Here is a 24,519-nt window from a genome sequence, read left to right as displayed (position 1 = left end):
AAGGAGATAAAATTATGAAAGAGAAAGTAATTGTCACCGTGGTAGGAAAAGATAAGGTGGGTATTATTGCCGGTGTGACGGCCGCTTTAGCGAAGGCGAATGTAAATATTCTGGATATCAGTCAAACCATTATGCAGGATTTTTTCATGATGATCATGATCTGTGATATGTCCGGCGCCATCATGGATTTATCGGCTTTGAAAAACACTTTGGACGATGAAGGAGACCGCATCGGCGTTAAGATTACCGTGCAGCATGAAGAAGTGTTCCAGTTTATGCATCGGATCTAAACGGGTTCTGGGATCCTGGTGCCGGGGCAGGTATTATTTACGGTCAACTGTCTTCTGAAAAGCCTCTTGCTTTTTTTATAAAAACAATAGACTACGGACGGATTTTTCGTCCTCGTTATCCTCGTTGTTTCCGGAGATTATCATGGGAACATTCAATCACTCACCGGTTAGGTTATAAATAGAAAGGAGAAAGACATGCCATTAACGATTCATCCAAACGAGATCAGGGAAACGATCCATATGGTGGAAATGGAGAACTTGGATGTTCGGACCATTACCATGGGGATTAATTTAAGGGATTGTGCCCATTCCGATAGTAAGATTGCTTGCCAAAAGATTTATGATAAGGTTTATAAGTTTGCCCGGGATTTAGTTAAAGTGGGAGAAAATATTGAGTCGGATTACGGGATCCCCATTGTCAACAAACGGATTTCCGTAACCCCTATTGCCTTAGTCGCTGAAGCGTCGGAGGGGGAAAACTACCTGCCCTACGCGGAAGTTTTGGACCGGGTGGCGAAGGATGTGGGGGTAAACTTTATCGGGGGTTTTTCCGCTTTAGTACATAAAGGGTTCACCTACGGCGATTGGAATTTAATCAGAGCGATTCCCCAAGCTTTGGCCACAACGGAAAGAGTATGTGCTTCCGTGAATATTGGCACGACCAAAGCAGGAATCAATATGAATGCCGTACTGGAAATGGGCCGGGTGATCAAAGAAACAGCGGCGCTGACGGCAGAAAAAGGCGGTTTCGGCTGCGCCAAGCTGGTGGTTTTCTGCAACGTTCCGGAGGACAACCCCTTTATGGCCGGGGCCTTCCATGGCATTGGGGAACCGGAGGCCGTGATCAATGTGGGTGTAAGCGGACCGGGAGTGGTACTGAATGCCGTGAAGAAACATCCGGATTCTGATCTAGGAACCCTGGCGGAAGTGATCAAGAAAACGGCCTTTAAGATTACCCGCATGGGAGAATTGGTAGGACGAGCAGCCTCAAAGAAACTGAATGTTCCTTTCGGCATTGTCGATTTGTCTTTGGCGCCTACCCCGGCCATCGGCGACAGTGTGGCGGATATTTTAGAGGCCATGGGTTTGGAGCGCTGTGGGACTCATGGTACGACGGCAGCCCTAGCCATGCTCAATGATGCGGTGAAAAAAGGCGGTTCCATGGCCTCTTCCTATGTAGGAGGCCTGAGCGGCGCCTTTATCCCCGTCAGCGAAGATGCCGGAATGATCCGGGCGGTAGAGGAAAATGCTTTGTCCATAGACAAACTGGAGGCCATGACCTGTGTCTGTTCCGTGGGACTGGACATGATCACTGTTCCCGGCGATACCACGGCGGAAACTATCGCCGCCATCATTGCCGATGAAGCGGCGATCGGCATGATTAACAACAAAACTACCGCCGTAAGAATTATTCCTGCCCCCGGGAAAAAGGTGGGGGATTCCGTGGAGTTTGGCGGGTTGCTGGGAAAAGGACCTGTGATGCCGGTCAATCAGTACGAATCCAGTAAATTTGTCCAAAGAGGGGGGAGAATCCCCGCCCCCATCAATGCGTTGACAAATTAGGAACTTTGGTGCCGTGATGCAGGCACACTAAATTTTGCATGACAGAAGTTTATATATACTGTATACTTAAGACATATCCTTTCAAGAATAAGATTAATGGGGTGAACAAAGAACTTGGTTTCTAAAATTACCGGAGGAAGAATTAGACAGATTAGAAAAGGTAAGAACATTTCCATTGTGGAATTGGCTAGTATAGTGGGCGTGTCAAAAAGCTTGATCAGTCAAGTGGAAAGAGGGGATATTTTTCCTTCTCTACAAACTTTAGAGAAAATTGCCGATGCCTTAGAAGTGGAAATCACGGAATTTTTCAAGATCGAGTCGCCGAAAATAACCGAGGAAGATATTGTGGTGCGGGGAAATAACCGAAAAAAGATCACCATGCCTAATTCATCGATGGTTTATTATATGTTAACCCCCACTTTGCGGAAAAGTTTGGAGTTTTTGATCATTGAAATTCCTCCCAACTCGGTAAAAGAAGAAAGTGAAATTGAGACTTTTAAGCATGACGGGGAAGAGTACTTCCTGGTTCTGGAAGGTCAGTTGGAATTGGTGGTCGGGAATCATAAATATTCGCTTAACGCAGGGGACAGCGGATGTTTTGACAGCAGCCACGGACATGTGTGGAGAAACAATTCCAGTAAAAAAGGTTCTTTTCTCATTGCCGCTACTTCTCCGAAGCTGTAATTACGATACTGAAAAACGAAAAATGTTATAAAACAACTTTAATATTATAGAAACTAGACTCTGATATAGGGTCTAGTTTTTTTTAGACATAGACCTTGTGCCCTTATAATGTCGAAATTGGGGATCAATTATAAAATTAATGTCGATTAGTAATTATTTACAATTATTATTTTGACTTATAAAATAACATTAAAAGAATAATGTTTTATTTTGTGAAATTATGTAGTTTATCTCAATTCATTTATTGTTTATAAATCTTAAGGAGGCAATTTTGTGAGAAAGATAGTAAAATGGAGTCTATTTTTTGTAATGTTTTTTTTAACGATATTTACAATTACTTTTATGCCAACTTATGCAGATACAACACATATTACTTTAAACATGACTTTAACTGGAGATGTAACTTATGAGGGTAATGTTTATATTGATAGTGGAACGGTTGATTTGAATGGTCATATAATGACAGTAAATGGAAATCTAATACAATCAAGTGGAACACTTTATATAAATGGAGGTCGATTAAATGTAGCAGGGAATTACTGGATCCAGACAGAGAGTGGCGGTTCCAGTAATGGATATTTAAAGATGGTAAATTCAGCGGATTATGTACAAGTAGGAGGGAATTTTGTAACTAGAAGTGCCAAATCCTATTCTGGATATTTAACAGCAGGGACACTTGAAGTAAAAGGGGATTTTACTGAAAGATACGCAGGTAGTTTTGGTAACTTCATTGCAACGGGAACCCATAAGGTTCTATTGAGTGGGACTGGAGCACAAACAGTAGACTTTCAAATTCCTGACCCATACTTCAATATATTGGAGATAACAAACACTTCTGCAGCCGGTATAAATTTTGTATTGGCCAAAGTAAGGAAAGAATTAAAGTCAACTACAACGCCAATTGTTAACGGCATTAATTTATATTTATCAGGGACGGCCATAGTGAGCGGAGGGAACTGGCATTACGATTTAGGACTATGGGACGACTGGACATTACAGCATGATTTGGTCATTGAGGGAACAGTAAATGCATTGGGTGGAAATATAAATGGATTTGGCCTTACTAGTTCCAGCCTTACTCTAGGAAATACTCCGCATGGTAGCGCAGGAACATTAAATTTAAATGGCGGTAGCCTTACTGTAGAAAACAATCTGTATCAAAACCAGGGAACACTGGATTTAAATAGTGGTATCCTTTCGGTAAATGGAAATTTAATACAAACAGACGGAACACTTTATGTAAATGGAGGCCGATTAAATGTAGCAGGGAATTACTGGATCCAGACAGAAAGTGGTGGTTCTAGTTATGGATATTTAAAAATGATAAATCCGGCAGATTATGTGCAGGTAGGAGGAAACTTTGTAACTAGAAGTAAACGTGTCCATTCTGGATATTTAACAGCAGGGACGCTCGAAGTAAAAGGGGATTTTACTGAAAGATACGCAGGTAGTTTTAGTAACTTCATTGCAACGGGAACCCATAAGGTTCTATTGAGTGGGACTGGAGCACAAACAGTAGACTTTCAAATTCCTGACCCATACTTCAATATATTGGAGATAACAAACACTTCTGCAGCCGGTATAAATTTTGTATTGGCCAAAGTAAGGAAAGAATTAAAGTCAACTACAACGCCAATTGTTAACGGCATTAATTTATATTTATCAGGGACAGCCATAGTGAGCGGAGGGAACTGGCATTACGATTTAGGACTATGGGACGACTGGACATTACAGCATGATTTGGTCATTGAGGGAACAGTAAATGCATTGGGTGGAAATATAAATGGATTTGGCCTTACTAGTTCCAGCCTTACTCTAGGAAATACTCCGCATGGTAGCGCAGGAACATTAAATTTAAATGGCGGTAGCCTTACTGTAGAAAACAATCTGTATCAAAACCAGGGAACACTGGATTTAAATAGTGGTATCCTTTCGGTAAATGGAAATTTAATACAAACAGACGGAACACTTTATGTAAATGGAGGCCGATTAAATGTAATAGGGAATTACTGGATCCAGACAGAAAGTGGTGGTTCTAGTTATGGATATTTAAAAATGATAAATCCGGCAGATTATGTGCAGGTAGGAGGAAACTTTGTAACTAGAAGTAAACGTGTCCATTCTGGATATTTAACAGCAGGGACACTTGAAGTAAAAGGGGATTTTACTGAAAGATACGCAGGTAGTTTTAGTAACTTCATTGCAACGGGAACCCATAAGGTTCTATTGAGTGGGACTGGAGCACAAACAGTAGACTTTCAAATTCCTGACCCATACTTCAATATATTGGAGATAACAAACACTTCTGCAGCCGGTATAAATTTTGTATTGGCCAAAGTAAGGAAAGAATTAAAGTCAACTACAACGCCAATTGTTAACGGCATTAATTTATATTTATCAGGGACAGCCATAGTGAGCGGAGGGAACTGGCATTACGATTTAGGACTATGGGACGACTGGACATTACAGCATGATTTGGTCATTGAGGGAACAGTAAATGCATTGGGTGGAAATATAAATGGATTTGGCCTTACTAGTTCCAGCCTTACTCTAGGAAATACTCCGCATGGTAGCGCAGGAACATTAAATTTAAATGGCGGTAGCCTTACTGTAGAAAACAATCTGTATCAAAACCAGGGAACACTGGATTTAAATAGTGGTATCCTTTCGGTAAATGGAAATTTAATACAAACAGACGGAACACTTTATGTAAATGGAGGCCGATTAAATGTAATAGGGAATTACTGGATCCAGACAGAAAGTGGTGGTTCTAGTTATGGATATTTAAAGATGGTAAATTCGGCAGATTATGTGCAGGTAGGAGGGAATTTTGTAACTCGAAGTAAACGTGTCCATTCTGGATATTTAACAGCAGGGACGCTCGAAGTAAAAGGAGATTTTACTCAAAAGTATGGAGCAGGTAGTTTTTATAACTTCGTTGCAACAGGAACCCATAAAGTTTTATTGAGTGGAAGTGGAGCACAAAGGGTGAGCTTTGAGGATTATTTAGAATCTAAATTCAACATTCTGGAATTAACGAAACCATTTAACACGGGGTATGTGTTTAATTATGTTCCTGTATGGAACAGACTAATTGAGCCTAGTACAACCCTCCAAGAACTTAAGCTAAGCTTGGGAGACGTACAATGGTGCACCTCAGTAGCCGAGCCGGTAAATATTACCACAGGCAACTACTATTCCACCGATAAAGATTTAAGTATCAATACCAAATCTGTTCCCCTGGAATTTGTCCGGTCATATAATTCCCGCTCAGACTATTACGGCTCTTTGGGCAAGGGGTGGACATATAATTACAATTCTTACTTAATTGATAATCAGGATAATTCGGTAACCGTCTATTATGGTGATGGCCACAGTGCGGTGTTTCCATGGCAAAACGGTGTATACACACACCCTGCAGGATGCTTTGAAAAATTACAAAAGAATGCAGATAACACCTACACTCTTACTTTCAAAGATCAGCTCAAACACCTTTTTGACTCCAATGGCAGACTAATTCAGATTATTGATAAAAATGATAATATAACTCAATTAGCATACAGCAATTCTTTATTAACTCAAGTCACAGAACCTGGTGGCCGATCACTGCAATTTGCCTATTATTCGGATGGTAAGCTGCAACAAATCACGGATCCTGCCGGGCGAACCCTGCAATTTGGTTACGATGCCAATGGAAATATGGTCACCTTTACTGACTTAAACGGAGGAATTACTACCTACACTTATGGACAATATGGACTAACCTCCATTCTGGATCCTTTAAACCATTATATCGTCAGGAACACTTACGACGATGAATCCCGGGTCATACAGCAACTGGACAGCAAAGGGCAAATGGTGGCCATCAGTTATGATACTACCAATCAGAAAAATATCTTTACGGACGCCATGGGCAAAACCACTGCCTATTATTATGACGACAAATACCGGAATACCAAAATAGAATACATGGACGCCACGTCCGTTTCATATACCTATGATAACGACTACAATAAGACCAGTGAGACCGATGCCAGGGGTAATGCCACCATCTACACTTATGACACCATGGGTAATATGTTGACTCAGGCAGCCCCGGCCCCGCTTGGCTATACTACTACTTACACCTATGACAGTAAAAATAACCCCTCCAGTATTACAGATGAGGCGGGACATATCACCAATTTCACCTATGATGCCAAAGGAAATCTGCTTCAGTCCAGTAAAACTATCGACGGACAAACAGCCGCGACCAGTTACACCTATGATCAGTATGGACAGGTTGTCACAATCACAAACGCCAACGGCAAGACCAGTCAGGTTACTTATGATCAGCACGGAAACCAGATCCAGACCACTGATCCTAATAATAATGTTACCGGTTATACTTACGACATTGTGGGGAAAAAACTGACCCGGACCGATGCCCGGAACCATACCTGGACCTATACCTATGACAACAACGGCAATCTTCTCACCGAAACAAATCCCTTAAACGGTGTTATCACCAATACCTATGATGCCGTCAATCATCTCTTAAGCAAAACGGATCCCATGGGAAATACCACTACCTTCAGTTATGATGAAAATGACAAACTGATCGAAATCACCGATCCCTTAGGACATAGCACCACCATCACCTATGATGCCAATGGCAACCAGACAGCGGTAACCGATGCCAACGGACATACTGCTACCTACACCTACGATGACCGCAACCGATTGACCGGAGGGACCGATGCGGTCGGAAATACAGAAAGCTACACCCTGGATGGCAACGGCAACATCCTCACAAAAACGGACCAGAACGGCAAGGTGACCCAGTATCAATACGATGTCCTAAACCGCCTAACCACAGTCATTGACTCCCTCGGCGGCATCCGGCAGATCCAGTACGATGCCCTGGGCAACAAAACCAATGAAACCGACGCCAAAGGACAAACCATAAATTATACATATAACGAAGATGCCCAACTCCTAACCGTGACCGATCCTTTAAACAACACCACCACGTACACTTACGACCAGGTAGGAAACAAGCTCAGCATGACCAATGCCCGGGGGAAAACCTGGGCCTACACCTATGACGATGCCAACCGGCTCATCCAGGTCACAGATCCGGACGGATACTTCACTGAAGTTGAATATGACAGTACCGGCAACCTCATCGCAAATACGGACCAAAACGGACAGACCACGGAAAATACTTATGATGAACTGGGTCGTCTCCTTACTGAAACCAGCCCTCTTGGAGACACCATTACCTACGCCTATGACGCCAACGGCAATCAAACGGCGGTAACCGATGCTAATAATCACACCACGGTCTATACCTATGATGCCTTGTCCCGCTTGGTCACCGAAACGGATGCCTTTGGTCATACCATCACCTACGACTATGATCCCGTGGGCAATAAATTGTCCATGACCAACGCCAAAGGAACCTGGACCTACGACTATGATGATGTAAACAGGCTGATCAAAACAACCGATCCTGAAAACCACTCCACCCGGACCACCTATGACGGGTGTGGCAATATTATTTCCCGTATCGACACCAATGGAGAAAGCACCGAGTATACCTACGACGACTTCGGACGTTTAGCTCAAGTCACCGACGCACTGAATCAGATTACCTCCTACACCTATGATGCCAACGGAAACTTGGAAACTATCACCGATGCCCGGGAAAAAGAACGTACCTTCGAATATGACGCCTTAAACAGGCTCATCACAGAAACAGATCCTCTGGGCAACGTAAAAGCAAAGGCTTATGACGCCGTAGGAAACCTGGTTACCAGGACTAATCCCGATCATGAAACCATTGATTACACCTACGACGATAATAATCGTTTAATCCGGATCACATATCCGGATCAGAGCGAAGTATCTTATTCCTACGATCCAACGGGAAAAAGATTATACATGGTTGACTCCAATGGCACCACCACTTATACCTATGATCAAAACAATCGCTTGGAGAGTATAACCCGGGACGGAGACACTATTTCCTACACCTATGACTCTGCCGGAAACATCACCGGAATCACTTACCCCGACGGCATGGAAGCAGAGTATAGCTTTAACGAGCTAAACCTGCTGGATTCCGCAACGGTAGACGGCCAAATCCTGGATATCGATTATGATGAGCTGGGGTTGCGTACAGGAGAGACCATGCCTAACGGAGTAGAGGTCACCTATCAGTATGATCAGAGCGGAAGGCTCACTTTACTTAAACATCAATTGGCTGATACTGTCCTGGCGCAAGCTGCCTATACCTTGGATCAAAATGGCAACAGACTGAGTATTACCGACGAAAACGACGATCTTACCGAATTCACCTATGATCCTCTGGGACAGCTGACTGAGGTCATTTATCCCGACGGGACATCTGCCCAATACACCTACGACCCAGTGGGAAACCGGCTTACAACTAGCGGCAATGCCCCGGACATATTGGAAACCGTTTCAGGGGCCGTATATCTAAACTATGATTATGAAGATCGACTTATCCTCTTTCAGGATCAAAACAAAACGATCAATTATACCTATGACGGCGACGGGAACCTCATCAAAAAGACCGTGACCGGTTCCGTATATGGCGATGGAGAAGAATATGGATATCTCTATGATTATTCAGCAGGACTTCCCCGTCTGCTTGTGGAAAAAGCAGGAGACGAAACTTACAATTACATCTATGCGGGCAGACTATACAGCCGGATCGGGCCGGACGGAACCCTTTACTACCATCAGGATGGGTTAGGCAGTATCCTGGCTATCACGGATGAAGCGGGAGATATAAAGAACAAGTACAAATATGACGCTTTTGGCAATCCCACCATGATCCGGGAAACCGTAGAGAACAGTATTCTTTTTACCGGAGAGCTTTATGACCAAAGCGGCTTCATCTATCTGAGAGCCCGGTATTATGACCCTGCAGCAGGAAGATTTATTACCCAGGATACCCTCGCAGGGGAAGTGGATAATCCCTTATCACAAAACCTGTACGCCTACTGTGGCAACAATCCTATATCCTATACGGACCCGTCGGGAAACATGAGGTGTAACCAGGTTGATGATCTTCTGTATGGGCTTGTTCAATCACTTGGCGAATCCATCAAAGGGATTATTCATTCACCATTGGCAGCCTGGGCATTAGTGAAAGACATTAAAAATGGCAACTTATCTCTGAAAGATTTAGCGGATGCCTTAGGTGAGTCAGTAGCCGGTCCAATCAAGCATTTAATGGCCAACAGCGGAAAAGTATGGTTTGGCGACCCCACCGATACACAAGTCCAGCAATATGGCAAAAATCTGGGCTATGTCATACAGGAAGCCATAGCCGTTGGCGGGGCAGTCAAGACCGGAATAAAAGTAATAGACAAACTGGTTACTTCTACTAAAACAGCAAAGAAAGTTATTGCGGCCGAAGAGAAAAAAGTACCTAACCCATATGGTAGGAGTGGTGGCCCAGCACACCAAGGTAAAATTCAGGATATAAAAGCAAAATATGAAGGGCAAGGGTATGAAGTTAAACTGGAGTATTATGTAAAAAACCCAGGAGGTTCTAAGAATGCTCGATATGGTGATTTGTTAGTTACTGACCCTAAGACTGGAGAACAATTTATAGTACAAATTGGCAAAAAAACTAAAACTGGAGCTCCTGTTTCAAGAGAAGCAGCAGCTAAGGCTGATTTAGAGAAGGCAGGATATAAGGTGGAATTTGTACCATATAATTAATTCGGAGGTATAATAATGGGGAATCAAATCAGGTTCTTTATGTTAAATAAGGATGAAAAGGAATTTATCAAATTAATAGAAGAATTTGGTGATACTTTAGTTGATAATATGGGAAAAGTTTTGTCAAGTGAAGATATTATTAACTCCAATAGATCAATATTTTACATTTTATCTCAGCAGTCAAAAATTGTTTACAGTAGTAATGGTTTTATTGATGTACTAATTTCAGACTTAATTGAATACTCGAGAAGCATGATAAGAAATCAGAATCAAGTGCAGTATGGAAGGTTATGGGTTGAAACTAAATACTTTAATACACTAGGGCAGAACGTCTCAAAAGATAAATGGTTAAGTAACAAGTACAACGCTTATAAAAAATGGATAGAAAAACAGTACAAAATAAGTAAATGTCGGGATTTTTATATAGGTACTGCTGCTTATAACCTTTATAAATATGAGGGATATAAGATGATGGCTACACCAGTACTTGAAGTAGAGTTTGAGTAATTAATATCGTACACATGGCGGTTACCGTATTTAAAGGTATGTACCTTGGGTCAATGAGGGTGGCCCAATTGACTCACTGCTCTGGACGGAACCTTTTATTACCATCAGGACGGGTTAGGCAGTATCCTGGTCATCACGGACGAAGCGGGAGATGTAAAGAACAAGTACAAATATGACGCTTTCGGCAATCCCACCGTGATCCGGGAAACCGTAGAGAACAGTATTCTTTTTACCGGAGAACTTTATGACCAAAGCGGCTTCATTTATCTGAGAGCCCGGTATTACGACCCTGCGGCAGGAAGATTTATTACCCACCGTTGCAGGAGAAGTGGATAATCCCTTATCGCATAACCTGTACGCATACTGCGGCAACAATCCTATATCCTATACGGACCCGTCGGGAAACATGAGGTGTAACCAGGTTGACGATCTTCTGTATGGGCTTGTTCAATCACTTGGCGAATCCATCAAGGATATTATTTATTCACCATTGGCAGCTTGGGCATTAGTGAAAGACATTAAAAATGGCAACTTATCTCTGCAAGATTTAGCGGATGCCTTAGGTGAATCAGTAGCAGGTCCAATCAAGCATCTAATGGCCAACAGCGGAAAAGTATGGTTTGGCGATCCCACCGATGCGCAAGTCCAGCAATATGGCAAAAACCTGGGCTATGTCATACAGGAAGCCATAGCCGTTGGCGGGGCAGTCAAGACCGGAATAAAAGTAATAGACAAAATGGTTACTTCTACTAAAACAGCAAAGAAAGTTATTGCGGCTGAGGCAAATAGTGTATTAAAAAAAGCATCTGAAGCAGCCTATAAAGCAGCCGATAATATTGATAGTTTTACGGTATCAAATAAGCATTTATATGGTGCAGGAGGCAACTGGAACAAGTTCAACACAAATGATGCTAACAAAGTAAACAGAATAATAAAAGAAGCTCTTGAATCACAGAATGCTCAGTTCTTACCTAATAACCAACCAAACTCATTTAAAATTGAAGTGGATCTTGGCAGAAGCATAGGTGCAAAAGGTGAAACAAAAGTTCGAGTAATAATAGGAGATGATGGAAAAATATGGACTGCATTCCCAATAAAATAGAGATAAAGTTTAAAATTGATTTAGATAAAACAATAGAACACGAACTTGTTATGACTAGGAATTTCAAAGTTCTTGCAGATATCGAGGGAGAATTAGCCATTTTAATTAATGGGAGGATATTTTTTTATGACCAATATATTCTATTGATGGAATTAGGGGTTGCTCTAACAAAATGGTTAAGAACTGTCAAATTAGGTATGGTGGAAAATTTTCAATATCACACAATGGACCATGATGACGGGCCGATTCTAGGTTTTATACAAGACCAAGACGGTTGGAGAATAATCTCTATATGGCAAAAATTTGATGTGGGGATAAAATTTGATTTACATACATTACTAAACGAAGTAGATAAGTTTTTGGAAAACATAAAGAATCAGTTGATGAATAGGTACAATATTGACATGGATATATATATATAAACATAATAGAGGCTGATCCCATTTGGCTTACAATTACATAAGTAATGTGTCATGATAATTAAGAATAAGATAGGGAGGGGATTACAATTAAGACCCGTTTATGTTTAACAATATGTATAGTTATAATGATGCTTTTTCTTACTATACCGGTTAATGCGGCTGTATATACCTATGATGACGCCAACCGTATTTCCACGGTCACTTTTTCTAATGGAAAAGTTCTTACCTACACTTATAATGATTCAGGCAACCTGGTGAGTATTGCCAGTAACGGGGTTGAGCTATTGAATATTGTCTCTATCGACCCAGTGGATCAGGCCTCTAATGTGTCGGTTGGGAAAGTAATTGAAGTAACTTTTGCTAAGGAAATTCAGTCAGGAAGTAATATAAGTGACATCACCATCAGGCAGGGTGAAACAGCCACAGAATATACATATGATATAAATGGAAGCAAATTGAGCCTGACACCGACCCAAAGTTTAGTTGCAAATACATCTTATACCGTCATTATCCCGGTAGGAGCCATACAAGATAGTATGGGAAACACCCTAGAGAATAATTTGGTTTTCAGTTTTACTACAGAAGCCGGTGCCGCTGTATCGGGAGTCAGCTTAAATAAGACAACCACTACTATCCCTGTAAATGGCATTGAAACACTGGTGGCAATTGTTACCCCAGAAAATGCCACCAATAAATCTGTAACCTGGACAAGCGGTGACGAAGAAGTTGCTGAAGTTGATTCCAGTGGGACAGTAACTGGAGTGGGTGCTGGTGAAGCTATAATAACTGTTACAACTGTTGATGGAAGCTTTACGGCAGATTGTGAGGTGACAGTGACAGAAGCGCAGCCTATAGCAGTAACGGGAGTAAGTTTGAATAAGAGCAGTATCAGTATTGAAACTGGAAGTACTGAAACTTTAGTGGCAACAATATCTCCTGAAAATGCTGCTAATAAAGCTGTGACCTGGACAAGCAGTGACGAAGGAATTGCCACAGTTGATTCGGATGGGACAGTGATTGGAGTGGGTGCTGGTGAAACCATAATAACTGTTACGACTGTTGATGGAAGCTTTACGGCAGATTGTGAGGTGACAGTGACAGAAGCACAGCCTATAGCAGTAACGGGAGTAAGTTTGAATAAGAGCAGTATCAGTATTGAAACTGGAAGTACTGAAACTTTAGTGGCAACAATATCTCCTGAAAATGCTGCTAATAAAGCTGTGACCTGGACAAGCAGTGACGAAGGAATTGCCACAGTTGATTCGGATGGGACAGTGACTGGAGTGGGTGCGGGTGAAGCTATAATAACTGTTACGACTGTTGATGGAAGCTTTACGGAAGATTGCGAGGTAACAGTGACAGAAGCGCAGCCTATAGCAGTGACGGGAGTAAGTTTAAATAAGAGCAGTATCAGTATTAATACGGGAAGTACTGAAACTTTAATGGCAACAATATCTCCAGAAAATGCTGCAAATAAAGCTGTGATTTGGACAAGCAGTGACGAAGAAATTGCCACAGTTGATTCGGATGGGACAGTGACTGGAGTGGGTGCAGGTGAAACCATAATAACTGTTACGACCGTTGATGGAAGCTTTACAGCGACTTGCGAGGTTTCTGTATTATAGGGGATATCAGGAGTTAAAAAATAGTGCGACAGAGGATGGTTCTCCCCTGTCGCACTTCCCTATTCCCTCGGGACAATATTGTCATAGACACGCAAAAAATGTATGGCAACTAACGTCATCCAGCACCATAAGATGGTGATCGTGATACGCTGAAACAGGCCGCCGTACTCAACAAAGCCCGCTACTTGTGCAAACCCGATGCTTGTTATGATAAAAAAACAGATGAAAGCGAGCCCTGAAACTATCGTATAAATTGCCCAACCAGTCTCTTTTTTCTTGATGAAGATTCGGGCGAATTTGTAAGCGGCAAACGGATATCCGATGAAAAGAAATGCGGAAAAGAGATCATGCAATACCCCGGACAGGCTCCTGTTTTCGCGGAGTGTGTGCAAGCCTGACGGATAACCGCTCAAGGGATCGGTTGTGAAAAAACCAGCCCCGATCAGCCCAATTGCACAAAGTGCTATAATACGTGGCCCCCAAACCGAAACGCCTTGAGATTTTGTGATGCGCATGAGCGCAATAGCAAAACCGAAAAGTAATATACCGACAACAAGAAAGGTCGTAATCTGCGTCCAGCCGAGATGGCCGATTGATAAAGAGCTGATAGGGTGGCGCAGCGGATTATATCCTGCACGCGTAGCGCCGGCTATTAGCCAGGAAAGTGTAAATACCGGACCTGCCATAATTCCTGATATCAAAAGTTTTCTTGTTTGAACATGAAACATGGTTACATCCTCCAGAGGTAAAGGCCGCTTTAAGCCAACAGGCTGAGAAGCGGCGTTTTGTTAGAAAAGAGCCAAAAGGAAGACCTCTTGGCTCTTACTCATCCTGTTTTCGTTATTCAATGCCTGAAATCCTGACGAATTCAGCAACGGGTCTCCGGGTGGTGATGAATTTACTCTCAATGTGATCCGAGTCCCCGTAGCCTAGAGCGATACCCATGGCAATATTCAAGTGGGCCGGGATTTTAAGCTCTGTACGGATCACATCCGGATAGGCTACCAGCATAATAGCGGGGATGGTATTCAACCCGTAATGCTGAGCCGCTAGCATGATGCTCTGGGAGAAAGAACCCAGATCATAGAGGGACCACTGGGACAAGTCCTTGTCCAGGCAGAGAAAGATCACTGCCGGCGCCCCGAAAAAGTTCAGGTTTCTTTCCACCATAATTGCCCTGGCTTCTTGATCATCCCGGTCAATGCCCAGGAGTTTCAGGTGAGCCGCGCCCATTTCCCGGGTGCGTTCCTGATGGGCCTCAGGCCATTGTTGAGGTCTGGGAATGTCGGGATTGAGGGGAACCTGGTTTGTGAAATGTTCCCGGTAACGGCTGCGGATACTGTCCAGTGTCTTTCCCACCGCCACAAACACTTCCCATGGTTGGGTATTCGCCCATGACGGCGTGCTGTTTGCCCCTTCCATTATTTTCAGAATGGTTTCTTTGTCTACTGCCTTAGGCTGATAAGCCCTGGTGCTATGGCGTGATTTTAAAGCTTCGATCACATCCATTGTGTAAACCTCCCTGGTTCAAATTTAAAGATGCAAAAGGCTAAATGTTATTTTGAAATTATACCATATTATGGGTTGAAGTGGGGAAAAATATGTTTAGGCAGTAAAATAAAAAAATTAAATGAGGCAGCAAACAGGGACTCCACCCCAAGGGGCCCTTTTTAATTTTAGGAAGGTAAGACCAGGAGGTTCTATATAACTAAAATAATTCCATTATATATGGAAAAATTTTAAAAACAAGCAGGAAAATAATAATGAACTTAGAACATATATAATGGAATTTCCCAATATAATAAACCGGGAATGTAATAGAATCTTAAATACCAAGGGGGAAGCAGGACGAGGGAGGTGTTTCCGGAGCGGAGTCTTTTGTAAGGTGTAATTACTTTAAGGAGCGGGAGGGGAAAGACATGGAACACACCATAGACTGGGGAAAAATTGAAGAGTGGAATACCAAATATGTAATGAAGTGCTTTTACACCAAGGAAGAATATCATTGGACGCCGGTGGAAAGAACGGAAGGGGATTATCTGATTATGCCTGACGGCACACGGCTGCTGGATTTTTTTAATCAGCTCTATTGCGTCAACGTGGGCCAGAAGAATCCGAGAATTGTGGAGTACATTAAAGAGGCTCTAGACCGGTATGGCTTTGTGTGGGATATTTATACCACGGATTACAAGGCAAGAGTGGCGAAGTTAATTATTGAGGATATTCTGGGCAGCCAGGATTGGCCGGGAAAGATCCGCTACACCAATTCCGGCGGGGAGTCGGTGGAAGTTGCCTGCATCATTGCCCGGCTCTTCACGGGAAAGTCGCTGATTGCGACCAGAGAGCATGCTTACCATGGGGTGACCGGCGGCGCCGTCTCCTTAAACCGGGTCTATCCCGGACGCTCCCATTTGTCCGGCGGAGGCAGTGATCAAACTGTGCGCAATGTTCCGGGACAGGGATTCTTTAATTCTTTTGTTTGCCCCACGCCTTTTTGCTACCGGTGCTCCTTGGGACATACCTATCCGGCGTGCAAATCCTGCGGCACCCAGCTTCCCTGCGTGCTCAACACGGAACGGCTGATTTTGAACCATGGGGTGGACCAGGTTGCGGCCATTATTACGGAGCCGGCCTATGGGGCGGGCACCATTGTTCCCCCGGAAGAATACCTGCCCCAAATTTCTGAGATGACCCGGAGACTGGGCATTCTTTGGATTGTTGACGAAGTGCTGATGGGCTTTGGCCGCTTGGGCGCCTGGTTTGGTCACCAAAAGTACGGCAAAAATTTAAAACCGGATGTCATGACCATGGCAAAAGGGATTACCAGTTCTCAGGTTCCCTGCGGGGCGGTTTTAGTGAACAAGGAAATTGCCCAATTCATGGATGGGATGCGCTGGAATCATGTCAGTACTTTTGCCGGCCATCCCATTGCCTTGGCTGCGGCTCAGGGCAACCTGGAGTATATGATTGAACACAACATTCCCCAAGTGGCCGAAAAAGCAGGCGCGTATTTTGGGGCCAAATTGCAGGAACTGGAGCAGAAGCATAAGACCGTCGGTTTGGTGGCCGGGGCAGGGATGTTTTGGCAGGTGGAACTGGTGAAAAACAAAGAGACGAGAGAACCCTTTGTTGCCGCGGACAGGTACACCGCTTTTGCCGGGGACCAGAGCAAAAATCCCACGGGCATTGTTTTAGGCAAGTGTTTGGAAAAGGGAGTTCTGCTGGGCGGGTTTGTCCCCAATACCTTAAGAATCGGCGCCTCTCTCACCGTTTCTCAGGCAGATATGGACAAAGCCATTGACGCCTTGGATTATGCCTTGGATTATTTGGATACCATGGTTTAAAATAGAGCAGGCAATTTATGGTGCATCAGACGGTACATGAATAAGCAGCGTGATTTTGTCAGTAAAAAATCAATTCCCAAAAAGAGAGTATAGAGTATAAAGAGGATAAAGGGGGATTTGCTGCATGGATTTGGAACGCATAGGAAACCAAGAAGGGGTAAACCTGGCTTGCCAGGAGCAAGTCGCATTGCAACGGGGATTAAAAAATCGTCATATCCAGTTGATTGCCATGGGCGGGATTATCGGCAGCTGTTATTTCCTGGGCAACGGTTACCTGATTGATACCATGGGCCCGGCGGCGTGTCTGGCGTTTCTTTTTGGCGGCATGATCGTTTTTATGGTCACCTATTGTTTGGGGGAATTGGCGGTGGCGATGCCGGTATGCGGTTCTTTTGTGAACTACGCCAACGATTTGATTTCTCCCACCTGGGCGGCGGGAGTGGGGTGGTCCTATTATACCAACTGGGTTGTCTACATCCCGGCTGAGTTTATTGCTACCGGGATCATCATGAACAACTTTTTTCCTGCTGTTGACCCTCTCTATTGGTCCATTATTTTCGGCATTATTTTGACCATCGTCAACATGTTGTATGTAGGAACCTTTGGAGAACTGGAATTCTGGCTGGCCTTAATCAAAGTATGCGCCATTGTCATCTTCACCGTGCTGGCGGTGCTCATCTTTTTCGGGCTGATCGGCAACCAACAGGGTCATGTCTTAGGCACCTCAATTCTTTTAGGCAGCGGGGGCTTCTTCCCGGGCGGATTTGTCATTGTCTTACTGAGTATGTCCTTGATCATCAACAATTATTTAGGGTCCGAACTGATTGGGATTGCGGCCGGGGAAAGCGAGCAGCCGGAAAAAGCGATTCCGGTGGCGGTGCGCAATGTTACTTTCCGCATCGTCGCCATGTTCAGTATTCCTACCCTTTTGCTCACCGTCATCTTTCCCTGGAAACAGGCGGGACTGGAAGAAAGCGTTTTTGCGGCGGCCTTGAATGCCTACGGTTTTAACTGGGCTGGCGTGGTGATGTCTTTGGTGGTTTTAACGGCCGCCGTTTCTTGCGCCAACAGCGGGATTTACGGGTCGTCCCGGGCCGTGGTGGGCATGGCGCAAACCGGCATGGCGCCGAGATGGATGGCAAAAACCAATCGCCGGGGCGTACCCTATGCTGCCGTCATTGTTTGCATGATACCGGCCTGGATTGCTTTATTTGCTTATACCCTGGACACCAGCGGCCAGATTTATACCATCCTGCTTTCCCTGTCCGGCTTTACCGGCTTATTATCCTGGATTTGCATTTGCTGGTGTCAGTACAATTTTCGCCGCCGTCTGGAGAAAATGGGCGTGGATGCGAAGAAGACCCTAAAATTCACCATGCCCTATTTCCCCTATGTGACCTGCTTTGCTATCCTGATTATGGCGGTGATCATGCTCTATACCTTTATCAATCCGGATCTGCGCATTTCTTCCTACATCGGCATTCCCATGCTGGTGGTTCCCATGATCCTGTATCATTTGTTCGGCGATAAAGAAAAACATAAAGCCGGGTTGGGTGGGGTAAATGTTTTTGAGCAATTCCTGAAAACCAACGGCATCAAGGAATAAGCAGATCTCTTTGCATGGAGCAAGGTGTCGCAAAACAATTACCACAGGATAGATGTCTTCCTGTGGTCTTTTATTTTGCGGCAAGAAGATGAAAGAAGGAGGTGGCGGTAAGGGAATTTTGATGACATTAGTTTAAAAATACTGTATACTGGAAGAGGTGGTATGACTTAAGTGGAAAATGGGGTGAAAATGGTTTCATGGGGAAGGGTTCCGGGAGGGAAAAAAGAGATTTTCCACCGGCCCCATGATTTGATTTTGTGTGCCATGAGTTCTTGTTAAAGGGGAGACATTCCGATTGATTAATACTACGGGTAGTAGAATTAGAGAAATTAGACAGTCCCAGCACATTACCATTACGGAATTGGCAAATATGGTGGGCGTGTCGAAAAGCTTAATCAGCCAGGTGGAACGGGGAGAGGTGCTTCCCTCACTGCCCACCCTGGAGAAAATTTCCATTGCTTTAAAAGTACCGATTACCGAAGTATTTAAAATAGAAAATACCCAGGTAGAAGAGGAAGAGGTTGTGGTAAGAAAGGAAAACAGGAAAAAGATTATCATTCCTAATTCTTCCATGATCTATTATCTGCTTACGCCAAGTTTGCGGGACAATATGGAGTTTCTGGTCATAGAAGTGCCGCCCCATGCGGACCGGGAAAAAGTGGATACTTTTAAGCATGAAGGGAAAGAGTATTTTTTGGTCCTGAGCGGTGAGCTGAATCTTTTCCTGGAAGATAAAAAATATGTCTTGAACGAAGGGGACAGCGGCTGTTTTGACAGCAGCAAAAAACATATTTTCAAGAACTTTACGGATAAAACCGCTTATTTTTTAATTGCCGCCACCTCCAGTTTATTTTAACCTGACTAACTTGGCGTAGGTCTCCCGCCGGGAGTCAACGCCAAGTTAGTCATGCATTTGCAGTTCTAAAACTTGATAAGAAAAGCACTTACCAAGTTAAGAACTTGCTTCAAAAATAGGGTTCGCATCAAAAAAGAAACGGATCTTTCATTAGACTCTCATTTAGAGAGTCTAATTTTTTTTGACAGATATCTCTCAGTTAGGCAAATATTGTTAAGCAGAGAAGGAAATTTAAAATGCACACAGAATAATAAGAGTAAAAATTGTACAGTCACGCTGGACTAAAAACCGAATCTGATTTTTAAGAGGGATAGGGGGGAGCAACGGTGGAAAAGGATCATGAAACATGTCACATGCTTCAGCATTTACTGGCGATTGCACCTTACATCAGGCAATTTAGCGTGGAGGAAATGGGATTGTCGATTTGTGACACGGAAAAGGTGATTTGGGACGATCTGAATCTGCAGGTATTTAGCTTTGATCGGCCCACCTATGTAGGAGACCCATTGGAGGATAATCTGCCCATTTATCATGCCATGCGGCAAAAAAGACGCATTGTGGAAGAGGTGCCCAAAGAGGTGTGGGGAGTCAATTATATTTGCGTGGCCGTCCCCATTTATGAACAGGACAAAGTGGTGGGGGGGATCGAGCTTTATCAGTTGACGGAAAAGAGAGAACAGCTTCTGGCCATTGCCCAATCCTTGGAGCAGCATATTCAAACTTTTGATCATACCTTTCAGCAGATTGCGGCGGAAGCGGAAGAATTGTCGGCCACGGGCCAGGAATTGGGCGGCATCTCTCAGCATACCCATGCCCAGGTGGGAGAAACGGACCAAATTATCGAAGTGATCCGCAAAATTGCCGGACAAACCAATTTAATCGGCTTGAACGCAGCCATTGAGGCCGCCCGGGTGGGGGAACATGGCCGGGGCTTTGCCGTGGTGGCCGACGAAGTGCGGAAGCTGGCCCACACCAGCGGAGAGTCCACAAAAAACATTAAAAGTACCCTGGACAGCATTAAAAACGCGGTGGAGCAAATTGATGCCGCGGTCAAGGAAGTGTCAGCCGTTGCCAACCATCAGGCCCAGGTGCTCACAGATGCGAATCCGGCCCTGGAAGAACTGATCAAATTGGCAAATACCCTGGTGATGATGGCCCAGGGCCTGTCCAAGGACAGCCAAAATAAGGAATATCAGACATAAATAATTAATTGCAGAAATATTTTTAATTGTGTGAAGGAAAATTAGACTGAACATAGAATAATAGAATTAAATTGTACAGTCACACTTTACTTTTTCTCTAGAGGGATTGAGCGGTTCTGAGGAATATGGGCAAGCTGCTCTTTGTTGAACTGGGTAAGAAGACGATGAAAAAAGAGCCCTTGGGAGAAAAGACCTGCCGGGAACCAGTGAACGGTGACGGCAGAGGCGCAAAAATACTGTACGAAAAAGTGTCATGCACTTAAAATACAAAAATAAGAGGAGAGGTGGCAAATATGCGTACTTCAAGAGCCGCTATTCTGAAAGGATTGAATCAGCCCTTTGAAATTGAAGAAGTGGTGTGGGATGATCCCAGAGACGATGAAGTAGCTGTGAAGGTAGTTGTGAGCGGATTGTGCCATTCAGACTGGCACTGTATCAACGGGGATTATGACGTCCAATTTCCCATTTTGGCCGGTCATGAAGGGGTCGGTATTGTGGAAGCTGTGGGCAAGAATGTAACGAAGGTCCAGCCGGGCGATCATATTGTGATGTCCTGGATGGCTTCCTGCGGCGTCTGCCCCTGGTGTGTCAAGGGGCAAGGACAGCTTTGCGACCGGGGAGAGCACTTAATGGACGGGGCCCGGGATGACGGCAGCTTCCGGGTACATATGAAAGACGGCCGGGACTGCTGGCAGCTTTCCTTTTTAGGTACCTTCAGCGATTATATTGTCACCAATGAAAAGTGCTGCATTAAAGTCGATCCCTCTCTCCCCCTGGACAAGATTCCTGTTGTGGGCTGCCGGATACCCACCGGGTGGGGAGCGGTGGTTCATACTGCCCAGGCTCACCATGGATGTACCGCCCTGGTGGTTGGCTTAGGCGGTGTGGGCATGAACGTGATTCAAGGCCTGAAGTCGGTAAATGCCAATGTGATTATTGCCGCGGATATTCACGACAAAGAGAAATGGGCCCGGGAATTCGGCGCCACCCATTATATTGATGCGTCCAAGCAGGATGTGGTGGAAGAGGTTTATAAAATCACCGGGATCGGGGTGGATTATTCCTTTGACTGCATTGGCTTAGGAGAAGTGCAGGCCCAATGCGTCAAAGCCATTCATAAGGGGGGCCATGCCGTTTTCGTGGGCGTAGCGCCCATCACTCAAACCCATGTAGAATTAAATACCTGGAAAATGACCTTGTACCAACAACGGATTTCCGGAACCTGTTATGGGGGAAGAAGTCCCTTTGAACTGGTCCCGCAAATGATCGAAATGTACAAGGCGGGTCAGATCAAGTTTGATGAATTGATTACCAAAGAATATACCCTGGACCAGATCAATGAAGGATATGCAGACATGTTTGCCGGGAAGAACATTTGCGGGATTATTCGGTACTAAAGGCCGCCGGTAAACAGCATACCTATTTTGCCTAAAGGAGGGTTGAACATGCCGGAACAGGAAAATCAGAAATGCCAGAATCAGGAAAGTCCGGAAATCCTGGAAGAGGTGGAAGTGGAAGAATTGGCCATCGATGGAATTTGCGGCGTGTATTAAGCAGGTACCCGGGGCTTAAGAGAGGCTTTGCAGCAATAAATAGGGAAAGGGGGGAAGTGACCGGCCATGGGTGAGGAATCAGGTTTGTTCCGGTCCCTTTCATTGGGAAAGCGTCAATTGAAGAATCGCCTTGTTTTTGGCCCGCACCGGACGAACCGGGCGGAAAAACATGTTTTAAGCGACTGGCATGCCCTGTATTACGGGGAAAGGGCCCGGGGCGGAGCAGGTTTGATCATTGTCGAGGGGTGTAGCGTACTTCCTTCTGATTACCCTTATGAAAGGGCGCTGAATATTTGCGAGAAAGGTGCGCCGGAAGGGTATGAAAAAGTAGCCCGGGCGGTGCGGCCCTATGACTGTCTTTTGGTGGCCCAGCTGAATCATTACGGGGGTCAGGCGGTGAGCGGCTTCTCCGGGCGGGAATCATGGGCGCCTTCCCCTGTCCCGGAGGTCAATTCGGGAGAAGTACCCAAGGTGATGGAAGAAGAAGATATGGAAGCCCTGGTCGCCGGTTTTGCTGCCGGGTCGGAAAAAATTATTGGTGCCGGTTTGGACGGGATCGAGATCAATGCCGGTCAGTTTTCTTTGCTGAGGCAGTTTTTGTCCCCCCTGACCAATTTCCGGACCGATTCCTACGGCGGTGCTCCGGAAAACCGGGCCAGGCTTTGCCTGGAAACTTTAAAAAGGGTACGCCGACAGATCGGCGGCGAGATCATTTTAGGACTGAGATTATGCGGCGATGAATATGCCCCCTGGGGGGGATTGACGCCGGAACAAAGCGGAGCAATCGCCCGTTACTTATGTGAGCATGCTGCCCTGGATTATATTGCCGTGGAAGTAGGAAGCATTTTTACGGTTCACATGACCATGGCATCCATGCGGGTTCCTGAGAATTATGCAGTTGGTCCCGCTCAGGTGATCAAAAAGGAAGTAAATGTTCCTGTCTGCGCCACCGGAAGCATTGCCGGCGGGGATTTGGCAGAGCAGGTGGTACGGGATGGCATAGACATGGTGGACATGACCCGGCCTTTAATTGCCGATCCTCAGTTACCCCTTAAATACCGTGAAGGACTTCAGCAGAAAATCCGGCCCTGTATTTTGTGCAACCAGGGTTGTTATACCCATTTGATCACCAATCCCCCCCTGTCCTGCGCCATGAATCCTCGGGCAGGCAGAGAAAGTGACCCCAGCCGGAAGAAAATCTCTCCCCCCTTATGGCGCAAAAAAGTATTTGTGATCGGGGCAGGTCCGGCGGGTCTGGAGGCGGCGGCGAGCGCTGCGGCCCGGGGGCATCAAGTGGTTTTGTTTGAAAAGGAGCCTATTCCCGGGGGAAGGCTGAGATGGGCGGCAAGAATTCCCGGCAACGGGGGTTTTCCCCGGGCCATTGATTACCTCTTCCGGACCGCCCGGGACCATGGGGTGGAATTTCGGATGGACCGGGCATTTTCCCTGGATACACTGGAGGAAGAAGCGCCTGATGCCATCGTTTTGGCCACCGGGAGCAAACCGGCCCCGGTTTCTTTAGACGTCGATGCGGATGCGCGCATATTCCGCCCGGAGGAAGTTTTAGAAGACAGCAGTAAAATTAGGGGAAACCTGATGGTAGTTGACCTGGAGGGGTCCTGGCCCGCCCTCGGCACGGCCGTCGCCCTGGCGGATCAGGCGGAATCCGTGCACATCGTCACGTCCGACTTTTTTGTGGGGGCGCAACTGGCGGCCAAAGGGGAGTTTGTTAGGTTGTATCAGGAGGCCTGCCGTTATGGGATCAAATTTATCCCCCAGACGGAAGTAACCCGTATTAGGGGAAATAGCATGGAGGTGCGGGATAAATTTTCCCTGGAAAAATGGAGCATCGGCGGCATCGACGGGATGATTCTGGCTGCCCCCAATGTTCCCCAAAATGACTTATATCAAGGCCTGCTCGGGAGAGGGATCGAAGTCTGGACGGCAGGCGATTGTGTGGCCCCGAGAAATTACGGTGCGGCAGTGAGAGAAGGCTTTGAAGCCGGGAGCAGAATCTGAGGGGTG

18 protein-coding genes are annotated in these 24,519 nt (G+C 45.2%); 16 read left to right on the top strand and 2 right to left on the bottom strand.

Annotated elements, in window-relative coordinates; all coding sequences use genetic code 11:
* The first annotated feature begins 14 nt into the window (after positions 1 to 14).
* The 9 genes from DCMF_RS09325 (at position 15) to DCMF_RS09285 (ending at position 13,933) form a co-directional block, all read left to right on the top strand.
* Positions 15 to 290, top strand: coding sequence for an ACT domain-containing protein (locus DCMF_RS09325; RefSeq protein WP_148134179.1), 276 nt, complete (start codon positions 15 to 17; stop codon positions 288 to 290).
* A gap of 195 nt (positions 291 to 485) precedes the next feature.
* A complete protein-coding gene (locus DCMF_RS09320) occupies positions 486 to 1,853 on the top strand; it encodes a PFL family protein (protein WP_148134178.1) in 1,368 nt (455 codons plus the stop codon).
* Positions 1,854 to 1,967: 114 nt separating this feature from the next.
* Positions 1,968 to 2,537 (top strand): helix-turn-helix domain-containing protein, encoded by a 570-nt coding sequence (locus tag DCMF_RS09315; RefSeq protein WP_148134177.1) that lies wholly within the window; start codon positions 1,968 to 1,970, stop codon positions 2,535 to 2,537.
* Positions 2,538 to 3,479: 942 nt separating this feature from the next.
* Positions 3,480 to 10,277 carry an RHS repeat-associated core domain-containing protein gene (locus tag DCMF_RS09310; RefSeq protein WP_214659220.1) on the top strand — a complete coding sequence of 2,266 codons (6,798 nt, stop codon included), beginning with the start codon at positions 3,480 to 3,482 and terminating at the stop codon, positions 10,275 to 10,277.
* 15 nt (positions 10,278 to 10,292) lie between these two features.
* Complete coding sequence (locus DCMF_RS09305; RefSeq protein ID WP_148134175.1) at positions 10,293 to 10,784, top strand: hypothetical protein; 492 nt, start codon at positions 10,293 to 10,295, stop codon at positions 10,782 to 10,784.
* An 81-nt stretch (positions 10,785 to 10,865) separates the two neighbouring features.
* Positions 10,866 to 11,120 carry an RHS repeat-associated core domain-containing protein gene (locus tag DCMF_RS30470; RefSeq protein ID WP_148137817.1) on the top strand — a complete coding sequence of 85 codons (255 nt, stop codon included), beginning with the start codon at positions 10,866 to 10,868 and terminating at the stop codon, positions 11,118 to 11,120.
* A complete protein-coding gene (locus tag DCMF_RS29150) occupies positions 11,113 to 11,886 on the top strand; it encodes an RHS repeat-associated core domain-containing protein (RefSeq protein ID WP_214659218.1) in 774 nt (257 codons plus the stop codon). Before DCMF_RS30470 ends, DCMF_RS29150 begins: the two co-directional genes overlap by 8 nt.
* Positions 11,862 to 12,308 (top strand): DUF7878 domain-containing protein, encoded by a 447-nt coding sequence (locus DCMF_RS09290; protein ID WP_148134174.1) that lies wholly within the window; start codon positions 11,862 to 11,864, stop codon positions 12,306 to 12,308. Before DCMF_RS29150 ends, DCMF_RS09290 begins: the two co-directional genes overlap by 25 nt.
* A 125-nt stretch (positions 12,309 to 12,433) precedes the next feature.
* On the top strand, positions 12,434 to 13,933 hold the full coding sequence (locus DCMF_RS09285) for an Ig-like domain-containing protein (RefSeq protein WP_148134173.1): 1,500 nt from the start codon (positions 12,434 to 12,436) through the stop codon (positions 13,931 to 13,933).
* Positions 13,934 to 13,992: 59 nt separating this feature from the next.
* Here DCMF_RS09285 and DCMF_RS09280 read toward each other — a convergent pair whose 3' ends face one another.
* Together DCMF_RS09280 and DCMF_RS09275 are read right to left on the bottom strand one after the other, a co-directional pair.
* Positions 13,993 to 14,661 carry a DUF998 domain-containing protein gene (locus tag DCMF_RS09280; RefSeq protein ID WP_148134172.1) on the bottom strand — a complete coding sequence of 223 codons (669 nt, stop codon included), beginning with the start codon at positions 14,659 to 14,661 and terminating at the stop codon, positions 13,993 to 13,995.
* A 112-nt stretch (positions 14,662 to 14,773) separates the two neighbouring features.
* A complete protein-coding gene (locus DCMF_RS09275; protein WP_148134171.1) occupies positions 14,774 to 15,442 on the bottom strand; it encodes a nitroreductase in 669 nt (222 codons plus the stop codon).
* Positions 15,443 to 15,852: 410 nt separating this feature from the next.
* Here DCMF_RS09275 and DCMF_RS09270 point away from each other — a divergent pair, with 410 nt between their 5' ends.
* The 7 genes from DCMF_RS09270 to DCMF_RS09240 all read left to right on the top strand — a co-directional run bounded on the left by DCMF_RS09270 (position 15,853) and on the right by DCMF_RS09240 (position 24,513).
* Positions 15,853 to 17,277 (top strand): class-III pyridoxal-phosphate-dependent aminotransferase, encoded by a 1,425-nt coding sequence (locus DCMF_RS09270; RefSeq protein WP_148134170.1) that lies wholly within the window; start codon positions 15,853 to 15,855, stop codon positions 17,275 to 17,277.
* A gap of 124 nt (positions 17,278 to 17,401) precedes the next feature.
* Positions 17,402 to 18,883, top strand: coding sequence for an amino acid permease (locus tag DCMF_RS09265; protein WP_148134169.1), 1,482 nt, complete (start codon positions 17,402 to 17,404; stop codon positions 18,881 to 18,883).
* A 295-nt stretch (positions 18,884 to 19,178) separates the two neighbouring features.
* Positions 19,179 to 19,739 carry a helix-turn-helix domain-containing protein gene (locus tag DCMF_RS09260; RefSeq protein ID WP_148134168.1) on the top strand — a complete coding sequence of 187 codons (561 nt, stop codon included), beginning with the start codon at positions 19,179 to 19,181 and terminating at the stop codon, positions 19,737 to 19,739.
* Between the two features lie 326 nt (positions 19,740 to 20,065).
* Positions 20,066 to 20,941, top strand: coding sequence for a methyl-accepting chemotaxis protein (locus DCMF_RS30060; protein WP_269467160.1), 876 nt, complete (start codon positions 20,066 to 20,068; stop codon positions 20,939 to 20,941).
* Between the two features lie 293 nt (positions 20,942 to 21,234).
* Positions 21,235 to 22,338, top strand: coding sequence for a zinc-binding dehydrogenase (locus DCMF_RS09250; RefSeq protein ID WP_148134167.1), 1,104 nt, complete (start codon positions 21,235 to 21,237; stop codon positions 22,336 to 22,338).
* 48 nt (positions 22,339 to 22,386) lie between these two features.
* Complete coding sequence (gene mftA / locus DCMF_RS09245) at positions 22,387 to 22,494, top strand: variant-type mycofactocin precursor (RefSeq protein WP_148134166.1); 108 nt, start codon at positions 22,387 to 22,389, stop codon at positions 22,492 to 22,494.
* 66 nt (positions 22,495 to 22,560) lie between these two features.
* Positions 22,561 to 24,513, top strand: a complete 1,953-nt coding sequence (locus DCMF_RS09240) for an oxidoreductase (protein ID WP_148134165.1) — start codon at positions 22,561 to 22,563, stop codon at positions 24,511 to 24,513.
* The last annotated feature ends 6 nt before the right edge of the window (positions 24,514 to 24,519 follow it).

The organism is Candidatus Formimonas warabiya (assembly GCF_002777255.1).
In the GTDB taxonomy this organism is placed as follows: domain Bacteria; phylum Bacillota; class Dehalobacteriia; order Dehalobacteriales; family Dehalobacteriaceae; genus Formimonas; species Formimonas warabiya.
Note: the sequence above shows the minus strand (reverse complement) of the source record. Positions and strands in the feature narration are given on the sequence as shown.

What these genes read in the sequence shown, in the direction of transcription:
- DCMF_RS09325 (WP_148134179.1), top strand. Translation starts at nt 15, where the DNA reads ATGAAAGAGAAAGTAATTGTCACCGTGGTAGGAAAAGATAAGGTGGGT.
- DCMF_RS09320 (WP_148134178.1), top strand. Translation starts at nt 486, where the DNA reads ATGCCATTAACGATTCATCCAAACGAGATCAGGGAAACGATCCATATG.
- DCMF_RS09305 (WP_148134175.1), top strand. Translation starts at nt 10,293, where the DNA reads ATGGGGAATCAAATCAGGTTCTTTATGTTAAATAAGGATGAAAAGGAA.
- DCMF_RS09290 (WP_148134174.1), top strand. Translation starts at nt 11,862, where the DNA reads ATGGACTGCATTCCCAATAAAATAGAGATAAAGTTTAAAATTGATTTA.
- DCMF_RS09285 (WP_148134173.1), top strand. Translation starts at nt 12,434, where the DNA reads ATGATGCTTTTTCTTACTATACCGGTTAATGCGGCTGTATATACCTAT.
- DCMF_RS09280 (WP_148134172.1), bottom strand. Translation starts at nt 14,661, where the DNA reads ATGTTTCATGTTCAAACAAGAAAACTTTTGATATCAGGAATTATGGCA.
- DCMF_RS09275 (WP_148134171.1), bottom strand. Translation starts at nt 15,442, where the DNA reads ATGGATGTGATCGAAGCTTTAAAATCACGCCATAGCACCAGGGCTTAT.
- DCMF_RS09270 (WP_148134170.1), top strand. Translation starts at nt 15,853, where the DNA reads ATGGAACACACCATAGACTGGGGAAAAATTGAAGAGTGGAATACCAAA.
- DCMF_RS09265 (WP_148134169.1), top strand. Translation starts at nt 17,402, where the DNA reads ATGGATTTGGAACGCATAGGAAACCAAGAAGGGGTAAACCTGGCTTGC.
- DCMF_RS09250 (WP_148134167.1), top strand. Translation starts at nt 21,235, where the DNA reads ATGCGTACTTCAAGAGCCGCTATTCTGAAAGGATTGAATCAGCCCTTT.
- mftA (WP_148134166.1), top strand. Translation starts at nt 22,387, where the DNA reads ATGCCGGAACAGGAAAATCAGAAATGCCAGAATCAGGAAAGTCCGGAA.
- DCMF_RS09240 (WP_148134165.1), top strand. Translation starts at nt 22,561, where the DNA reads ATGGGTGAGGAATCAGGTTTGTTCCGGTCCCTTTCATTGGGAAAGCGT.